This window comes from Nitrospirillum goiasense, from assembly GCF_034427435.1.
Lineage (GTDB): Bacteria > Pseudomonadota > Alphaproteobacteria > Azospirillales > Azospirillaceae > Nitrospirillum.
This window is the reverse complement of record NZ_JAXQNP010000002.1, coordinates 1,896,685-1,912,555: the sequence shown is the minus strand read 5'-3', so window position 1 is coordinate 1,912,555 and position 15,871 is coordinate 1,896,685. Positions and strand designations below refer to the sequence as shown.

Here is a 15,871-nt window from a genome sequence, read left to right as displayed (position 1 = left end):
GCCCTCTAGGGCGCGCCCAATACACACAATATTGCAATGACTTAGGATGTTGTCATTCCTTCATGACACCGTCATCGGCCCGTCATTCACATAAGATAATTTAATTTTCATTAATATTCGGCCCGACAGAGGCCACCCGCGCCCGCCGAAGCGGTCGGCGCGACACAAATCATGGCAATTGGGATCCTCGCGATGCACAAGAAGGCTAAGAGCCTTTTGCTGGCGTGCTCCGCCTTGAGCGGAAGCGCCGTTTTGTTGCCCGTCCTGATGCTGGCGGCGTTGTCCGCCCAAAACCAGGCGCAGGCGGGTGTGGTGTCCGGCCAAGTCACTGACCGGGCCAGTGGCGCGGCTGTCGGCGGTGCGGTCCTATCCCTGGGCGGCCACACCGTGGTCAGCGGCCGGGACGGGCGCTACGCCTTTCCCGACCTGCCCGCGGGCACGTACGACCTGTCGGTTCGGGTGGGGGATGGCGCGCCGGTGCGCCAGCCGGTCGAAATCCCGGCCCAAGGCGACGCGCGCAGCGACGTCGTGCTGGCCGGCGTGGCGGCGAGCGGCGTCGGCGAAGTGGTCGTCACCGGCCAGAAGGAGCGTGACCGCTCCATCGTGGACCAGATGGCCGCCACCGGCACCGTCAGCGTCCTGACCGCGGAGGCCATGAAGCGCAACCCCGACACCAACGTGGCCGAGGCGCTGGCCCGCCTGCCCGGTGTCGCGGTCGCCACCAACGCCACCTCCGGCTCCCCCAGCCAGGGCAACCACAACGGCGTCGACGCGGCCGGGCGCGGCCAGGGTGAGTTCGTGTCCCTGCGGGGCATGGACCCGGAATACAACGTCAACCTGATCAACGGCGCCAACGTGGCCGAGGGCATGCCCTATGGCCGGCAGGTGGAACTGAGCCTGCTGCCGCCCTTCGGCATGGACAAGGTGGTGGTGTCCAAGACCTCCACCCCCGACATGGACGGTGACGCGGTGGGCGGCACCTTCGACTTCCGCACCCACTCCGCCTTCGATTTCGACGCGCCACTGCTGCAGGTCTACGCCCAAGGCACCTTGAGCGGCCGGGCGCTGGATTACGGCCTGGACGCCGGCGGTGGCATCGGCCAGGTGGAGGTGGCGGACCGCTTCGGTCCCGACAAGCGCTTCGGCGCCTATGTCACCGCCTACTACGGCAAGCGCAACTTCGTCAGCAGCATGCAGGACTACCAGGTCGGCCAGTGGGAATTCCTGCAGACCACCTCGGAACAGGGCGCCAGCGCGCCCGGCGTGGACAAGGCCAACAACCTGCTGCTGACCAGCCTGAACGCCCAGTTCACGCGGGGCACCCAGGAACGCTATGGCGGCAACCTCTCGCTGGATTGGCAGGGCGACGCCACCAGCCTGCACCTGCGCACCACCTACGCCAAATCCGACATCCGCCAGGAGGTCTATCAGAAGGGCCTGCAGGCCGACGGCTACTCGGCGGCCACGCAGCTGTCCAACGGGCTGTATATAAACGCCGAAAGCGACGCCGACGAACATTACTGGTTCGAAACGGCGCCGGAAGTATCGGAACTGATGACCAGCCAGCTGGGCGGCACCACCCGCCTGGACCATCTGACGCTGGACTACGACGTGTTCTACAGCTGGGGGCAGAATTCCGCGCCGGACCACGCCGAATTCGCCTATCAGACGGGCGGCCTGGGCAGCCCCTTCCTGCTGACTTACAACAGCGCGGGATATCCCATCCCCGTGCTGACGGCCGCCCAGCGGGCCTATTTCAACAACACCGCCAACTACACGGCCATCGACGGCAGTGGGGAATTCACCGAGTCCTACAGCGAACAGCGCAAGCTGGGGGCCCACCTGGACGCCACCTACCAGATGGGCGACGGGCTGCTGGACTACATCAAGGCCGGCGCCAAGATGGTGGACAGCCATCGCTTCGCCTATTCCCGCGATTACAGCGACCTGCAGCCCTACCCGGCCGGCTCCAGCCTGGCCAGCAATCCCTACATCCAGGACGGCCAGCTCTCCTCCATCATCCCCGGCATCTACGATTACACCGTGCCCCTGGGCGATGGCGACGGGCTGTCCGCCGCGCTGAAGAAGCTGGCCTACCAGCGGACGCTGTCGGCCGACGACTACAACGGCAACACCCTGCGGGGGGGCGAGGCGGTCTACGCCGCCTACATCATGGCCGGCATCAAGCGTGACGGGTGGGAGGTCATCCCCGGCCTGCGCTTCGAACACACGCGCATCAACAATACCTATTGGAACACGGCGTCGGGTGATGGCCAGGTGTCGTCCTGGCAGTCCAACAGCACCGTGTACAACGAGGCGCTGCCCAGCCTGCACGTCAACTACCGCCCGGACGATGGCGGCGTCTATCGCGCCGCCATCTGGACCAGCTACATGCGGCCCGCCCTGTACCAGTTGGGCGGCGGGTCGCAGACCTCGCTCAATTCCGATGGCAGCATCAGCATCACCCAGGGCAACCCCAACCTGAAGCCGACGGAATCGGTCAATTACGACCTGTCGGGCGAATGGGTCCTGGATACCGGCACCCACCTGATGGCCGGCGCCTTCTACAAGGCGCTGTCGCATTACCTCTATGACCGCGGCACCGACTACCACGCATCGGCCGTGGCGCAGACGGGGGTGTCCAGCATCTCCCAGCCGGTGAACGGCGGCAGCGGCCATGTCTATGGCATCGAGCTGACGGCGAACCAGGAACTGCGCACCCTGGCCCCCGGCGCCCTGGACGGCTTCAGCCTGGGGGGCAACCTGACGCTTCAGCAGGCCGCCGTTCACCTGAACAGCAGCGGCATCGAGGACACCTCGCCCATGCAGGGCACGCCCAACGTGCTGTTCAACGCCTCGCTGTCCTACGACCGGGGGGGCTTCGACACCACCCTGTCCTACCGCTACAGCGGCGACAGCCTGGTCCGCTATCGCTTCGGTACTTTCGGCGGCAACGCCCTGAACGAATGGCTGCGCGCCACGCAGCGGCTGGACTTGTCGACCGGCTACACCTTCGCCAATGGCCTGCAGGTGGGCTTCGCCGTGCAGAACCTGCTGGACGACTACAGCTACTATCGCACCATCGGGCGCACCGCCGACGCCATCCCGGAAATCGTGGAACCGGGCCGCAGCTACATGTTCAACGCGACCTACACCTACTGATACCAGCCGTCATTGACGCATGGCGCGCGGGCCCAGCCTGCGCGCCATTTCCTCATTTCAGGGGCATCATTTCGGGGCCGGCATCGGCCGCATGGCTCACGCTGCAATGCAGCATGACAACGCTTACCCATTTTCGGCGATGCTAGGGGCGCATCGTTCAGCCGCTGTTGTTTTCCTGGAGTACCTCCCCGTGCCCTTGCCCCTGCTCGCCCTCGCCATCGCCTCCTTCGGCATCGGCACGACCGAGTTCGTGATCATGGGCATGTTGCCGGACCTGGCGCAGGATTTGAGCGTCAGCATCCCCCAGGCCGGCATGCTGGTCACCGCCTATGCCCTCAGCGTGGTGGTGGGCGCGCCCGTGCTGGCGGTGGTGACGGCCCGCCTGCCGCGCAAGAGCGCGCTGATCGGCCTCATGGGCATCTTCATCCTGGGCAACCTGTTCTGCGCACTGGCCCCCAGCTATGGCCTGCTGATGGCGGCCCGCATCGTCACCGCCCTGTCGCACGGCACCTTCTTCGGCATCGGCGCCGTGGTGGCCGCCGGCCTGGTGCCACGGCACAAGCGCGGCCAGGCCATTTCGCTGATGTTTTCCGGCCTGACGCTGGCCAACGTGCTGGGCGTGCCGCTGGGCACGGCCCTGGGGCATGAGTTGGGCTGGCGCGCCACCTTCTGGGCGGTGGTGGCCATCGGCATCATCGCCGCCTCGGCCTTGGCCCTGTGGCTTCCCCGCGGTCTGCCAGGAAGCAGCGGGGGCAGCCTGCTGGGCGAGTTCCGCGTGCTGGGCCGCCCCCAGGTGGCCATGGCCATGATGATCAGCGTCATCTCCTCCGCCAGCCTGTTCAGCGTGCTGACCTACATCACCCCGCTGCTGGAGCATGTCACGGGTTTCTCGCCCGACCAGGTGACCTACGTCCTGTTGCTGTTCGGCGTGGGGCTGACGGTGGGCAACCTTCTGGGGGGCCGCCTGGCCGACTGGAAGATGATGCCCATGGTGATGACGACCTTCGGCATCATCGCCCTGATCCTGGTGGCCCTGGTGTGGACCAGCGCCACGCCCGTCGGCGCGGTCCCGACCCTGGTGCTGTGGGGCATCGCCGCCTTCTGCGTCGGGTCGCCACTGCAGATGCGGGTGGTGGACCAGGCGCGCGGGGCGCCCAACCTGGCCTCCACCCTGAACCAGGGGGCGTTCAACATGGGCAACGCCCTGGGCGCGTGGTTCGGCGGCATCGCCATCGACCATGGCGTGAGCTATGTGCACCTGCCCTGGCTGGGGGCGGGCCTGGCCGTTTGCGCGCTGACCCTGACCGCCATCGCCGCCGCGACCGACCGGGGCCAGCCCCAGACTGGCGACGACGGGGAGCAGGCGTGCGCCGGCTACGCCCATTGACACGCGGCGCGTCCTCTTACCCCTCCTCGCCCACCCTTTGATTGTGGCCCCATTTGCGAAGACGGGGCCCCTTTAGCCAAATTCCGCTGCCCACGCTTGCGCCAGATCAAACTTGGCGCGGCGCGCCCTGATCATGGGCGGACCACCGAAAGCGTTAACTCTTCTTTTACCCATTCCGCCCCTTTCATTATACATGCACAGGAAACTCATCAATCCAGTAAACCCCCTTTCCAGAAGCGAGATATGGGCATGACCATTCGTCAGAAATTGCTTGGCATGGTTGGTTTACTGGCATTGTTAACGTGTTTACTTGCCGTGCAGCGCGCCGTTCAGGCGATTGACAACCTGGCGGCGGCCCGTCGTGTTTCGGTGGCGGAGGGGGCGGCATCGGCGGTGCTGGAGGCGGCCACGCGGATGGCGGTGGAACGCGGGCTGACCAATGTCCTGCTGTCATCGGCCACCGTGGACCCGGGGGCACGCAAGGCAGCCGCCGACGCCCGCGACGCCGCCGTGCGGGAGGGGCAATCCGCCCTGGCCCAGGCGGAGGCTGCGGGACTGGACGCCGGTGCGGCCCGCACCGCCTGGCAGGCGCTGGACATGGCGCGTCAGTCGGCCTGGCAAGCGGTGGATCAGGCCGGTCCCCGCGACGCGGCCGCTTGGTTCGGGGCGGCCACCCGGGCCGTCGATGCCATGCTGGCGTTCAAGGACCGCATCGGCGACGCCCTGCCCGCCTCGGCCGACACCCGCCTGGTCGACACCTTGGCGCTGGCTGCCGATCTGGCACAGCTCAGCGAGCAGATCGGGCGCGAACGGGGCCTGCTGGCGGGGGTGCTGGCGGCCGGCAAGCCCTTGTCCCCCTCGCAGATGGAAAGCCTGGGCCGCGCGGAAGGCGCCGCGGCGCAAAGTGCCGCCTCCGTCAGCGGACGGGCGGCACGGCACGGCGCGGACTTCGTGGCGGCGACCGCCGCCACCGAAGACGCGCTCAAGGGCATCAACGACACGATCGGCCGCATCGTCGCGGCATCCAACCAAGGAACCGCATACCCCGTCGACAGCAAAAGCTGGTTCGCCTCGGCGACGGAGGCCATCGGCAAGGCCGTCACGGCCCGGCATGCCGTCGAGGAGCTGGCGCGGAGCCACATCCAGGCGTTCGGGCGGGCGGCTTGGCTGAACCTGATGGTCAGCCTGGGCCTGGCCGGCGTGTGCGTCCTCGTCGTACTGGTCACCTTGTGGGTGGTGGCGCGGCAGTTGCTGCGCCCCCTGGATACCCTGCGCCAAGTCATCGCCCGGCTTGCCACCAAGGATTACGCCGTGGAGGTTCCGTTCTGCGACCGCGCCGACGAGGTGGGCGAGATCGCCGGCGCGGTCGCCATCCTGCGCACCAACGCCATGGCCGCCGACACGCTGGCCGCCCAGCAACTGGCCGAAGAAAGGGCCAAGGAGGCCCGGCGCCAGCGCCTGGAAGCGGCCACGCGGGAGTTCGCGGAGTCCATCGACAAGGTGGTGCGGGGCTTCTCCGGCGCCGAACAGTCCCTGCGCCAGGCCGCCGACACCCTCACCGTCTCCGCCGACGACACCATGGCCTTGTCCAACAACGTGGCCGGTGCCGCCGAGGAAACCTCCGCCAATGTGCAGACGGTGGCCGCGGCGGCCGAGCAGTTGAGCCAGTCCATCACCGAGATCTCCCGGCAAATGAGCGATGCCGCCAATACCGCCAATACGGCGGTCCACGAGGCCTCCGTCACCAAGCGCTCCATCGACGGGTTGGCCACCGCCGCGCAGCGTATCGGGCAGGTGCTGGACCTCATCCAGGCCATCGCCAGCCAGACCAACCTGCTGGCGCTCAACGCCACCATCGAGGCCGCCCGCGCCGGTGACGCGGGCAAGGGCTTCGCGGTGGTGGCGGGCGAGGTCAAGGCGCTGGCCGGGCAGACGGGCAAGGCGACCGAGGAGATCCAGTCGCAGGTGGATGCGATCCAGGGGGAAACGGCCCAGGCCGTGGCCGCCATCGAGGGCATCGCCGCCACCATCGCCCGCATGAACGAGATCACCACCGGCGTGTCATCGGCGGTGGAGGAGCAAGGGGCCGCGACACGGGAAATCGCCCGCAACGTGCAGGAGGCGTCCATCGGCACCCGCGCCGTCTCCGCCAACATCGTGGGCGTGCGCGAGGCGGCGGATGGCACCGGTGCCGCGACCGGCAGCGTCATCGCCTCCTCCGACCTGCTGGGCAAGGAGGCCGACACGCTGCGCGCCGTGGTCAGCCGCTTCCTCGACGCGGTGAAAGCGGCCTGAAACCATACGTCTGAAAAAAATTGTCCGGCCGCCGGAATAATCCGGCGGCGCCGGCGTCCACCTCGGGAAGGGTCCACCACCGGGCCCCCAATGGATCAGAGGGACGCCGGCCCATGCCAGCCTCATACACGATCAAGGACATCCTCCGCCGCGGCGGGTTGCTGCCGCTGCTGGCCATCGGCGCCGTGGCCGGCGGCGCCACCGCCGCCTTCGCCTATGCCGGCGGCTGGCTGACGCCCGGCCAGTTGCACCCGGCGCAGATCGTCAACGCCCTGGAGGCGCATGACGGCCGGCATGAGGGCTTTCGCCGCGCCCATGCCAAGGGCCTGTGCGTGGTGGGCCATTTCGACGGCAACGGCCAGGGGCTGGCCTTGAGCAAGGCCAGCCTGTTCCGCCAGGCGACCACGCCGGTCATCGGCCGCTTCTCCCTGGCCGGCGGCGTGCCCAACGCGGGGGACGGCCGGGTCACCTTCCACAGCCTGGCGCTGAAGTTCGACCTGCCGGGCGGGGAGCAATGGCGTATGGCGCTGAACCATGTGCCGGTCTTCCCCGTCGCCACCCCCCAGTCCTTCCTGGATTTCCAGTTGGCGACCACGCCCGACCCCGCCACCGGCAAGCCCGATCCCGCAAAGGTGCAGTCCTATATGGCCAAGCATCCGGAAACCAAGGCCTTCGCCGACTACATGGCCAAAGCGCCCCTGCCCAACAGCTTCGCCAACGCCAGCTACAACAGCGTCAACGCCTTCCGCTTCACCAACGGCCAAGGCCAAACCCGGCCGGTGCGCTGGATTTTCACGCCCGAGGCGCCGTTCGGGGAGCTGGACAAGACGACGCTGGCCAGCCTGCCGCGCGACTTCCTGTTCGACGAGGTGGCGGGGCGGCTGGCGCACGGGCCGCTGGTCTGGCACCTGTCCATCCTCCTGCCCAACCCCGGCGACCCCACCGATGACGCCACCAAGGCCTGGCCGGACGACCGTCAGCGGGTGGAGGTCGGCACCCTGACCATCGACCGTGCGGTGACGGAGGATGACGGCCCCTGCCGCGACGTGAACTTCGACCCCACCATCCTGCCGGCTGGGGTGGCACCCTCCGACGACCCGCTGCTGGCCGCGCGCTCTTCCGTCTATGCCGTGGGCTACACCCGCCGCACGGGTGAGCCGGCGGCCCCCAGCGCCCTGGCCAACGACACGGCTTTTCCCGCCCCCACCCCCGGCCAGTCCGCCCCCAAGGAGTCCGCGCAATGACGTCGACCACCTTCAGCGGGCCCGCCCGCCTGCTGCACTGGATCATGGCCGCCCTGATCGTCGCCATGCTGTTCATCGGCGTGGCCATGGTCGCCACCGTGGGGACCAGCCACAACTGGCTGGTGCCGCTGCACAAATCCGTGGGCGCCACGCTGCTGGTGCTGGTGCTGGTCCGCCTGGCCGTGCGCGCCACCCACCGGCCCCCGCCGCTGCCAGCGGACATGCCCGGCCCGCAGAAGGCCATCGCCCATCTGTCGCACCTGCTGCTGTACGCCCTGATGATCGCCCTGCCGCTGGTGGGTTGGTCCATGCTGTCGGCCGGCGGGTATCCCATCACCGTCTGGGGAACGCTGCACCTGCCGCCGCTGCTGTCGCCTGACCGGGCGCTGTACGCCACCTTGCGCCACCTGCACACCTATCTGGCGTACACCTTGTTCCTCACGGTGATCGCCCACTTGTCCGCCGCCTTGATGCATGGCCTGCTGTTCAAGGACGGCGTGTTCCAGAGCATGGCGGCCTGGCGCACCCGGCGCTGACAGCGGGAACCTGGACTCCGAGGGCGATGGCCATGAAGGACATGATGCTGCTGGTCGAGCCGCTGATACCGGCGTTGCGCCGGTATGCACGGGCGCTGGTGAAGAACCACGCCACGGCGGACGACCTGGTGCAGGACTGCCTGGAACGGGCCGTGAGCCGCTGGCACCAGCGCCGGGCGGACGGCGACGCCCGCACCTGGCTGTTCAGCATCCTGCACAATCTGGCCGTCAGCCATATGCGCCAGAACCGCCGGCGGGGCAGCCACGTCACGCTGGAGGACGGGATCGACGAGGCCATGATCGCTAGTCCCGCGACGCAGGAGGACGCCCTGCACCATGCCGACGTGATGCGGGCGCTCCACACCTTGCCGGAAGAGCAGCGCAGCGTGCTGTTGCTGGTGTCGGTCGAGGATCTGACTTATGCCGAGGCGGCGCGGGTGCTGGACATTCCCATCGGCACCGTCATGTCCCGCCTGGCCCGCGCCCGGGAGAAGCTGTCGCAGAAGATGGAGGGGACGCCCACCCCCGAGACGACGAAAAGCGGCGCCACCATTCATCGCCCCCCATTTGGCGCCCCCCGGTTGGGCGCTGGATTTTTCAGGAGAGTGAAATGACCGCCGGCCGCCCCATCACCGAGGAGGATCTGCACGCCTACGTCGACGGCGCCCTGGACGCGCGGCGGCAGGCGGAGGTGGAGGCGTACCTGTCCACCCACGCCGAGGCCGCCCACCGGGTGGCCGCGTACGCGGGCCAGCGCGCCGCCCTGCGCGCCGCCTTGGCGCCCATCGCGGAGGAACCGGTGCCGGACCGGCTGAACCTCGCCCACCTCATCGAGGCGCGGCGGCATGAACGGGCGCGGTCCTGGCTTCCCGCTGCCGGGGCGGGCCCCTGGCGCAGCATGGCCGCCGCCCTCGCCCTGGTGCTGGTGGGTGGGGTTGGCGGCTGGTCCATGCACGGCATGACCGCCGGCAAGGCGCCCATGACCCCGGTGGCCATGCTGACGCAGGAGGCGATGGACAATTATCGCGTCTATGCCGCCGACACGGCGCGGCCGGTGGAGATGACCGCCAGCGAGCAGGAGCAGTTGCTGCGCTGGGTGTCGCAGCGCCTGGACCGCAAGGTGGCCGTGCCCGACCTGTCGGCCGCCGGCTACCGCTTCATGGGCGGGCGGCTGGTCGCCACGCCGCACGGGCCCGGCGCCATGTTCTTTTACGACGACAGCGCCGGCAACCGCATCGCCATGCTGGTCCGTCCCATGAAGCTGGACGGCGACGCCCCCATGACCGAGCACCGGAAGGACGCCGTGGGCGGCGTGACCTGGGCCAACAGCGGCCTGGGTTACAGCCTGGTGGCCGACGCTCCGCCGCAAGCGCTGCACCCCCTGGCGGACGAAGCCCGACGGCAGTTGCGCGCCAAGATTTGAGATTTCGCGGGCATGGCGGCGAACCAAACACCGCCTCAAGTCTTATAGGGGCTGGGCCAGGAGGTCGCCCCCCAAATGACCGATCACATCCGCAAGCACATCGAACTGAAGGCGCCGGTGGACCGCGTCTGGCGGGCGCTGACCGATCCTGAGGAATTCGGCGCCTGGTTCCGGGTGAAGCTGGACGGCCCCTTCGTACCCGGCCAGGAGGCCACGGGCCTCATCACCCGTCCGGGCTATGAGCATGTACGGTGGCGGGCCACCGTCGTCCGGATGGAAGAACCGCGCCTGTTCTCCTTCACCTGGCATCCCTACGCCGTGGATCCGGAAAAGGATTATTCCGGCGAGACGCCGACCCTGGTGGAATTCACGCTGGAGGAGCGGAACGGCGGCACCCTGCTGACCATCACGGAAAGCGGCTTCGACACCCTGCCCGACAACCGGCGTGTGGAAGCGCTGCGCATGAATGAGGGCGGGTGGACGGTGCAGGCGTATAATATTCGCGCCCACGTCGACGGCCCCACGCAGGACTGAGGCGGCCCCCTTTCCACAACTTTCACAAAGCCCCCAAAAAAAGATCAGATGACGGGAATAAATCCCAATGGCTGGCGTCTTATCGGCATCCCCAGTCGGGGACGAGAAATTCTTCCCCCAATGCCGAAATAAAGGAGCTCAGACCATGATCATCCGGAATCTGTCCCTGTTGCGCAAAGTCGCCGCCACCCTCGTGATAGGCACCCTGTCCCTGGCCCCGTCGGCTTTCGCGGCACCGCCGGCCATCGCGGCCACCCTGGCCGGCACCGCCGTCCGGCACGCCTGCCAGCAGACCCTGGGCCTGACGGTCAATGACACCGATTACGCCGCCTGCGTCACCACCCTGACCCAGGCCGCGACCGCCGCGCCGTTCCACGACCTGTCCCCGATGCCCGCGGGCCGCGCCTGCGCCGAGGTCGGAACGGCACCGGGCAGCGCCGACTTCGCGCGGTGCGTCGCCTCGCTGGAGGGCGCCTTGGACCAAGCCCGGCTGGCCCCCAACTGACGGTGGTGAGCCCAAGCCACCATCGGCCCGCGCCAAGACGGGGCGCGGGCCGATGCTCACATCAGCACATGCCGATTGGGTTGTGGCAGGGGTGGCAGATCGGTCTCCCCCAGCGCCTCGCGCAGGTTGATCTCGATGGTGTCGGCCAGCGCCTCGATGGGCAGGGCGTTGGCCTGGGTCCCGAACGGGTCCTCCAACTCATCCCCCAGGGCATCGAGGCCGAAGAAGGTATAGGCCACCAGGGCGGTGATGACCGGCGTGCCCCAGTGCAGCACGTCGGCGAAACCGAAGGGCAGCAGGAAACAGAACAGGTAGGCCGTGCGGTGCAACAGCAGGGTGTAGGCGAAGGGCACCGGCGTGTTGCGGATGCGCTCGCACGCCGCCAGGACGGCCGACAGGCGGCCCAGTGTGCCATCCAGCACTCCGTACTGGATGTCGCTGAGGTGCCCGCCCGCCAGCAGGTCCGCCAGCACCTGGCCCATCTGACGCAGCAGATAATCCGGCCGATTGCGGGACGCCTCGAACCCCGCCAACTGGCTGGCCGACAGGAAGCGGCGGGGCTTGGTCAGGTCGCCGCCCGGCCGCAGATGGCAGACGCAGGCATGGCCGAAGGCCATGGCCAGGCGCAGCAATTGGCGCCGCGCGGCCCGGGGCTCCCTCTCCCCTTGGCCGTCCCTCTCCAGGATCAGGGTCTGGCGGCCCAGGTCGCGCACGGTGGTGAGCAGTTGCCCCCAATCCTTGCGTGCCTCCCACCAGCGGTCATAGCAGGCGTTGTTGCGGAAGCCGAGGAAGACCGACAGCGCGATGCCCAGCAGGGCGAAGGGCGCGCCATTGAAGGCGGGCGCCCAGCCGGGATGGCTGCCCCGCACCCAGACCACCAGCATGGACAGCGCCAGGATCACCAGCACCTGCGGCAGGATGCGCAGGATGATGGAGCCGCGCAGGATGAAGAACAGCCGCAGCAGGCCGGGCCGGTCCCGGACGATCATGGCGCCACTTCCCTCAACAAAGGCCATCGGCCTTGTGGGTTGAAAGGGGCCGGCGGCGTTGTGGACCATGCGCCCGGGGCGCCGCCAAATCCAAACGCAAAAACAGGCGGCTGGCATCCGTCAGGACGCCGCCTGGCCTGGCGACAACAAGAATATGAAAATACTGCAAGACCATTCAAATAATCACAGAAATAACATCAGTGAATTTTCAAGAAACAGCAGGACTGTCCAATCCCGCCGAGGCCGCCACCCATACAAAGGGTGCACAGACCGCGTGCGCCGCCGATATCCGCGCATGAACCCCTTACCGGACCTTCAAGGAGATCATGATATGTTGAAATCATCCGCCGCCCTCCTCTCCCTGTGCGCCCTGCTTACCCTGGGCGCGCAGCCGGCCCTGGCCGCCGACGCCGTGCAAACGGTCACCGTCCACCCCTCCATCGACCGCGCCTGCCAGGACGCCCTGCACGTCGGCCCCAACGACAGCCTCTACGCCGCCTGCGTCGCCAGCCTGAAAGACACCCTGAGCGCCACCAAGAAGATGCACGCGGAGCGCTGCCAGACCGCCTGCAGCGAGGCCGGCCTGACCGAAGGCTCCCCCGCCTTCGACCGCTGCGTCGCCAACCTCAACGGCGCCCTGGCCCAGGCCCAGCTCAGCAGCAACTGAGCCGCGGCGCCCAAGCCGACCGGACGGTACCGCGCCCCATCATCAGGGGCGCGGGGCTGCTGGGGGATACAGTGGATACCGGCGCCGCTCAACCGCCAATAGTCGTAGCAGACGCTGGGGGGGAGCGGAGGATCTGATCCTTCGACATAGCGCCCCAGGGGACGACAGGCATGATAAGGTTAACAAGAATTAACACTTAAAGGTCGTATAACCGTAGGTTGATTACTCTTTATCGGTGCTTTTTCCAAGATATTGCTAATCAGATTTGATCTGATGCCTTTCCGATCAATTTAAAGCACCATACCACCGGACGTCTTTCATCCGGGAGTTGCTCCATGTCGTATCCATTGTTACCCGCCACCAGCCGTCGCTTCGTCTTGAAAACCGGCGCCGCCGCCTTGGGCGCCGCTGCCCTGGGCACTGCGACCCTTGGCGCTTCCAGGGCTGCCGAAAACCCTCGCCAGATGCTGAAGCGGTACAGTGTCTATTCGGAGGAAGGCAAAGAAGCGCTGCGGAAGTATGCCCACGCCGTCAAGATCATGAAAGATCCGAAGTACAATTACCCACCAGCCCCCACCAGTTGGACTTTCCAGGCCTATATCCATTCCTGCCCGATAAACGGATTGGATGACCAGTCCCCCGGCCTGACCAACGGTTCCCCAGAATTCATCGACCGGGTGAATAGCTTCTACGGCTCCGACCCCAAGAATCCGGAACATAAAAAGTGGCGGGAGCAAGCGCTGGCTTGCTGGTCGACGTGCCCACATGGCAGCCCCTGGTTCCTGCCCTGGCATCGTTGGTACATGTATTATTTCGAGCAGATCATTCAGACTGTACTGCAAGATTCCAGCTTTGCCCTCCCCTACTGGGATTATGCAAGCAACGATGGAAACTCGCTGCAATTGCCGGAAGAATTTCGCCATTCGCACAGCCCGCTGTTCGAATGCCTCCGCGGCATGGGTTTCCACAATCCAAATGAAACCAAGGTTAAGCAACAGACCCAGCCGATGAACGAGGGCGGCTACATGGCCTGGTCCCAGGTGGACTATAACCCCTCCCTGACCGCGCCGCGTTATTACCCGGCCGACACCGGCAGCCAGCTACACTTCCCGCCCGCGATCGAATGGTACGATTACGGATATACTGGGCGCACGGAAACCCAGCCTCACGATAATGTTCATGATGGCGTGGGCGGGCTGATGGGCAACGTGCCGACCGCCGCCCAAGACCCCATCTTCTATGCCCATCATTGTCAAATCGATCATTTGTGGGCGAGCTGGCAGAACGGGGCTGCCGGGCAACAGAAGATCAACTTCGCGTCGCCGGGAAAGGGCACAAAAAACTGGCCCGATGAGGCACAGTGGTTGCAGAAGCAGTTCAGCTTTGTCGGCGGCGATGGCAAGTTGGTTACAGTGGGCCCGCAGAGCGCGCTGGATTACCAGAAATACTATTCCTATGACAAGCTGGCTCCAATACCGCCCATCGCCGGTCCTGGACTTGCTCGGCAGGAGCAGAGTGTGGAAGGGGGCAAGACCAAGGTATTGCTTAGCGAAGCGGCCAACGTTGCTGTGCCGGCCGCCGGCGCCTACATCGAACTTCCGGACACCAAGGGTAAGGCGCTGCCGGCGAACCTGCTCCTGAAGGGCGTCACAGTGCAACGCCGACCGGACGGGCCACTCTATGTCTTTATCAATCTTCCTTCAGTGGACCAGGCAGATGTGGTCGGCCCCTACTTTGTCGGCCCCATTAGTCTGTTCAAGGCCGGCAGCCGCATCGTTGGCACACCGAAGACCGGCGCCCATGATCACGACGGCCATGGCGGCAGCACCGATTTCACCTATAGCATTCTCGATATTCTGGTCGAACAGCAGAACAAGAAAATATGGACGGGTGAGAAGATCACCATCTCAATTCTTCCCGCCGGCGCCGCCCCGGACGGAGACGATCTGCCGTTGCTGACCATCAGCGCAGTTCAGCTTCTATCCTGATCACAACCCTGACCACCAACAGGGTTGCGTGTGCCCCCCGGCCAGGACAGCGGCTGGGGGGGCGTTTAACAACTCGCAGCAATGCCTGCTCCAAGCTGCGGATACTCAGGGCTTGGGCTGCTGCTGGGTGATGCAGTGGATGCCGCCGCCGCCGCGCACGATGTCCAGCGCCGGGACCTGGACGATCTGGCGATCGGGGTAGAGGCGGCTGAACAGCTTGGCGGCTTCCGCGTCCATGGGGTCCTCGAAGGCGGGCAGGACCACGCCGCCGTTGGCCAGGTAAAAGTTGGTGTAGGACAGGGTTAGGCGCACGCCATCCTGTTCCTGGCGCGCCGGCGTACGCAGGGTGACGATGTCCAGCTCACGGCCCATGGCGTCGGTGGCCATGGACAGCCGCTCGATATTGTCCTGGAAGGTATCGAAGTTGGGATCGTCCGGGTCGTCCGTGGTCATGGCCAGCACCAAGCCGGGGCGGATGAAACAGGCGATCTCATCGATATGGCCGTCGGTCTCATCCTGCTCATAGCCCCGGCCCAGCCAGATGATCTGGCGCACGCCCAGGAAGTCGCGCAGGTGACCCTCGATCTCGCCCCGCGTCAGGCCGGGATTGCGGTTGGGGTTCAGTAGGCATTCCTCGGTGGTGATCAGGGTGCCCTCGCCATCCACATGGAAGGAGCCGCCCTCCATGATCAGCGGCGCCTTGAAACGGGGAAGTCCCAAGCCCTTCAGGATTTCCGCCGCCACCTGGGTGTCAGCCTGGAAATCCTCATAGTTGCGGCCCCAGGCGTTGAAGTCCCAGTCCACGCCGCCGATGCCGCCCTTGCCGTCGATGACGAAGCTGGGGCCGTTGTCGCGCAGCCAGCTGTCCGACAGAGGCACCGGGATGACACTGACCGGCGCGCCGGAACACAGGATGGAGGCGTCGGCCACCTCCCCTGGGGGCGCCACGATGGTCACCGGCTCGAACTGCGCGATGGCCTTGGCCACGGCGGCATAGGCCTGGCGCGCCGCATCCAGGCCGTTGGGGAAGGTCTCCGCCCGGTTGGGCCAAGCCATCCAGCAACGGTCGTGGGGATGCCACTCGCCGGGCATGACGAAACCCGCCGCAGCGGGGGAACCGGGGGTGAAGGTCATGGGCTTC

Annotated in this window: 13 protein-coding genes; 11 read left to right on the top strand and 2 right to left on the bottom strand. The window is 66.7% G+C overall.

The annotated features are described in order from the left end of the window. Positions 1-192: 192 nt before the first annotated feature. From ULB03_RS11375 to ULB03_RS11335, 9 genes are all read left to right on the top strand, one after another. The gene (locus tag ULB03_RS11375; RefSeq protein WP_322483225.1) at positions 193-3,162 is read left to right on the top strand and encodes a TonB-dependent receptor; all 2,970 of its coding nucleotides are present in this window, start codon (positions 193-195) and stop codon (positions 3,160-3,162) included. A gap of 190 nt (positions 3,163-3,352) precedes the next feature. After that, the gene (locus tag ULB03_RS11370; protein WP_322483224.1) at positions 3,353-4,549 is read left to right on the top strand and encodes an MFS transporter; all 1,197 of its coding nucleotides are present in this window, start codon (positions 3,353-3,355) and stop codon (positions 4,547-4,549) included. 315 nt (positions 4,550-4,864) lie between these two features. Beyond that, complete coding sequence (locus ULB03_RS11365) at positions 4,865-6,844, top strand: methyl-accepting chemotaxis protein (protein ID WP_322483223.1); 1,980 nt, start codon at positions 4,865-4,867, stop codon at positions 6,842-6,844. A gap of 113 nt (positions 6,845-6,957) precedes the next feature. Then, positions 6,958-8,088, top strand: a complete 1,131-nt coding sequence (locus tag ULB03_RS11360; RefSeq protein WP_322483222.1) for a catalase family peroxidase — start codon at positions 6,958-6,960, stop codon at positions 8,086-8,088. Then, positions 8,085-8,624 carry a cytochrome b gene (locus tag ULB03_RS11355; protein WP_322483221.1) on the top strand — a complete coding sequence of 180 codons (540 nt, stop codon included), beginning with the start codon at positions 8,085-8,087 and terminating at the stop codon, positions 8,622-8,624. Before ULB03_RS11360 ends, ULB03_RS11355 begins: the two co-directional genes overlap by 4 nt. A gap of 32 nt (positions 8,625-8,656) precedes the next feature. Then, positions 8,657-9,238: a sigma-70 family RNA polymerase sigma factor gene (locus ULB03_RS11350; RefSeq protein ID WP_322483220.1), complete on the top strand. Its 582-nt coding sequence runs from the start codon at positions 8,657-8,659 to the stop codon at positions 9,236-9,238. Then, positions 9,235-10,047: an anti-sigma factor family protein gene (locus ULB03_RS11345; RefSeq protein WP_322483219.1), complete on the top strand. Its 813-nt coding sequence runs from the start codon at positions 9,235-9,237 to the stop codon at positions 10,045-10,047. The genes ULB03_RS11350 and ULB03_RS11345 overlap by 4 nt, the downstream gene beginning before the upstream one ends. Positions 10,048-10,122: 75 nt before the next feature. Further along, entirely contained in the window at positions 10,123-10,581 is a 459-nt protein-coding gene (locus ULB03_RS11340) for an SRPBCC family protein (RefSeq protein ID WP_322483218.1), read from the top strand. A gap of 145 nt (positions 10,582-10,726) precedes the next feature. Beyond that, positions 10,727-11,086, top strand: a complete 360-nt coding sequence (locus ULB03_RS11335) for a hypothetical protein (RefSeq protein WP_322483217.1) — start codon at positions 10,727-10,729, stop codon at positions 11,084-11,086. Between the two features lie 56 nt (positions 11,087-11,142). Here ULB03_RS11335 and ULB03_RS11330 read toward each other — a convergent pair whose 3' ends face one another. Next, on the bottom strand, positions 11,143-12,075 hold the full coding sequence (locus ULB03_RS11330; RefSeq protein ID WP_322483216.1) for a bestrophin family protein: 933 nt from the start codon (positions 12,073-12,075) through the stop codon (positions 11,143-11,145). A 331-nt stretch (positions 12,076-12,406) separates the two neighbouring features. Here ULB03_RS11330 and ULB03_RS11325 point away from each other — a divergent pair, with 331 nt between their 5' ends. Together ULB03_RS11325 and ULB03_RS11320 are read left to right on the top strand one after the other, a co-directional pair. After that, positions 12,407-12,742, top strand: a complete 336-nt coding sequence (locus tag ULB03_RS11325; protein WP_322483215.1) for a hypothetical protein — start codon at positions 12,407-12,409, stop codon at positions 12,740-12,742. A gap of 335 nt (positions 12,743-13,077) precedes the next feature. Then, positions 13,078-14,730, top strand: coding sequence for a tyrosinase family protein (locus ULB03_RS11320; RefSeq protein WP_322483214.1), 1,653 nt, complete (start codon positions 13,078-13,080; stop codon positions 14,728-14,730). 105 nt (positions 14,731-14,835) lie between these two features. Here ULB03_RS11320 and ULB03_RS11315 read toward each other — a convergent pair whose 3' ends face one another. Continuing rightward, positions 14,836-15,864 carry an agmatine deiminase family protein gene (locus ULB03_RS11315; protein WP_322483213.1) on the bottom strand — a complete coding sequence of 343 codons (1,029 nt, stop codon included), beginning with the start codon at positions 15,862-15,864 and terminating at the stop codon, positions 14,836-14,838. Positions 15,865-15,871 lie beyond the last annotated feature (7 nt).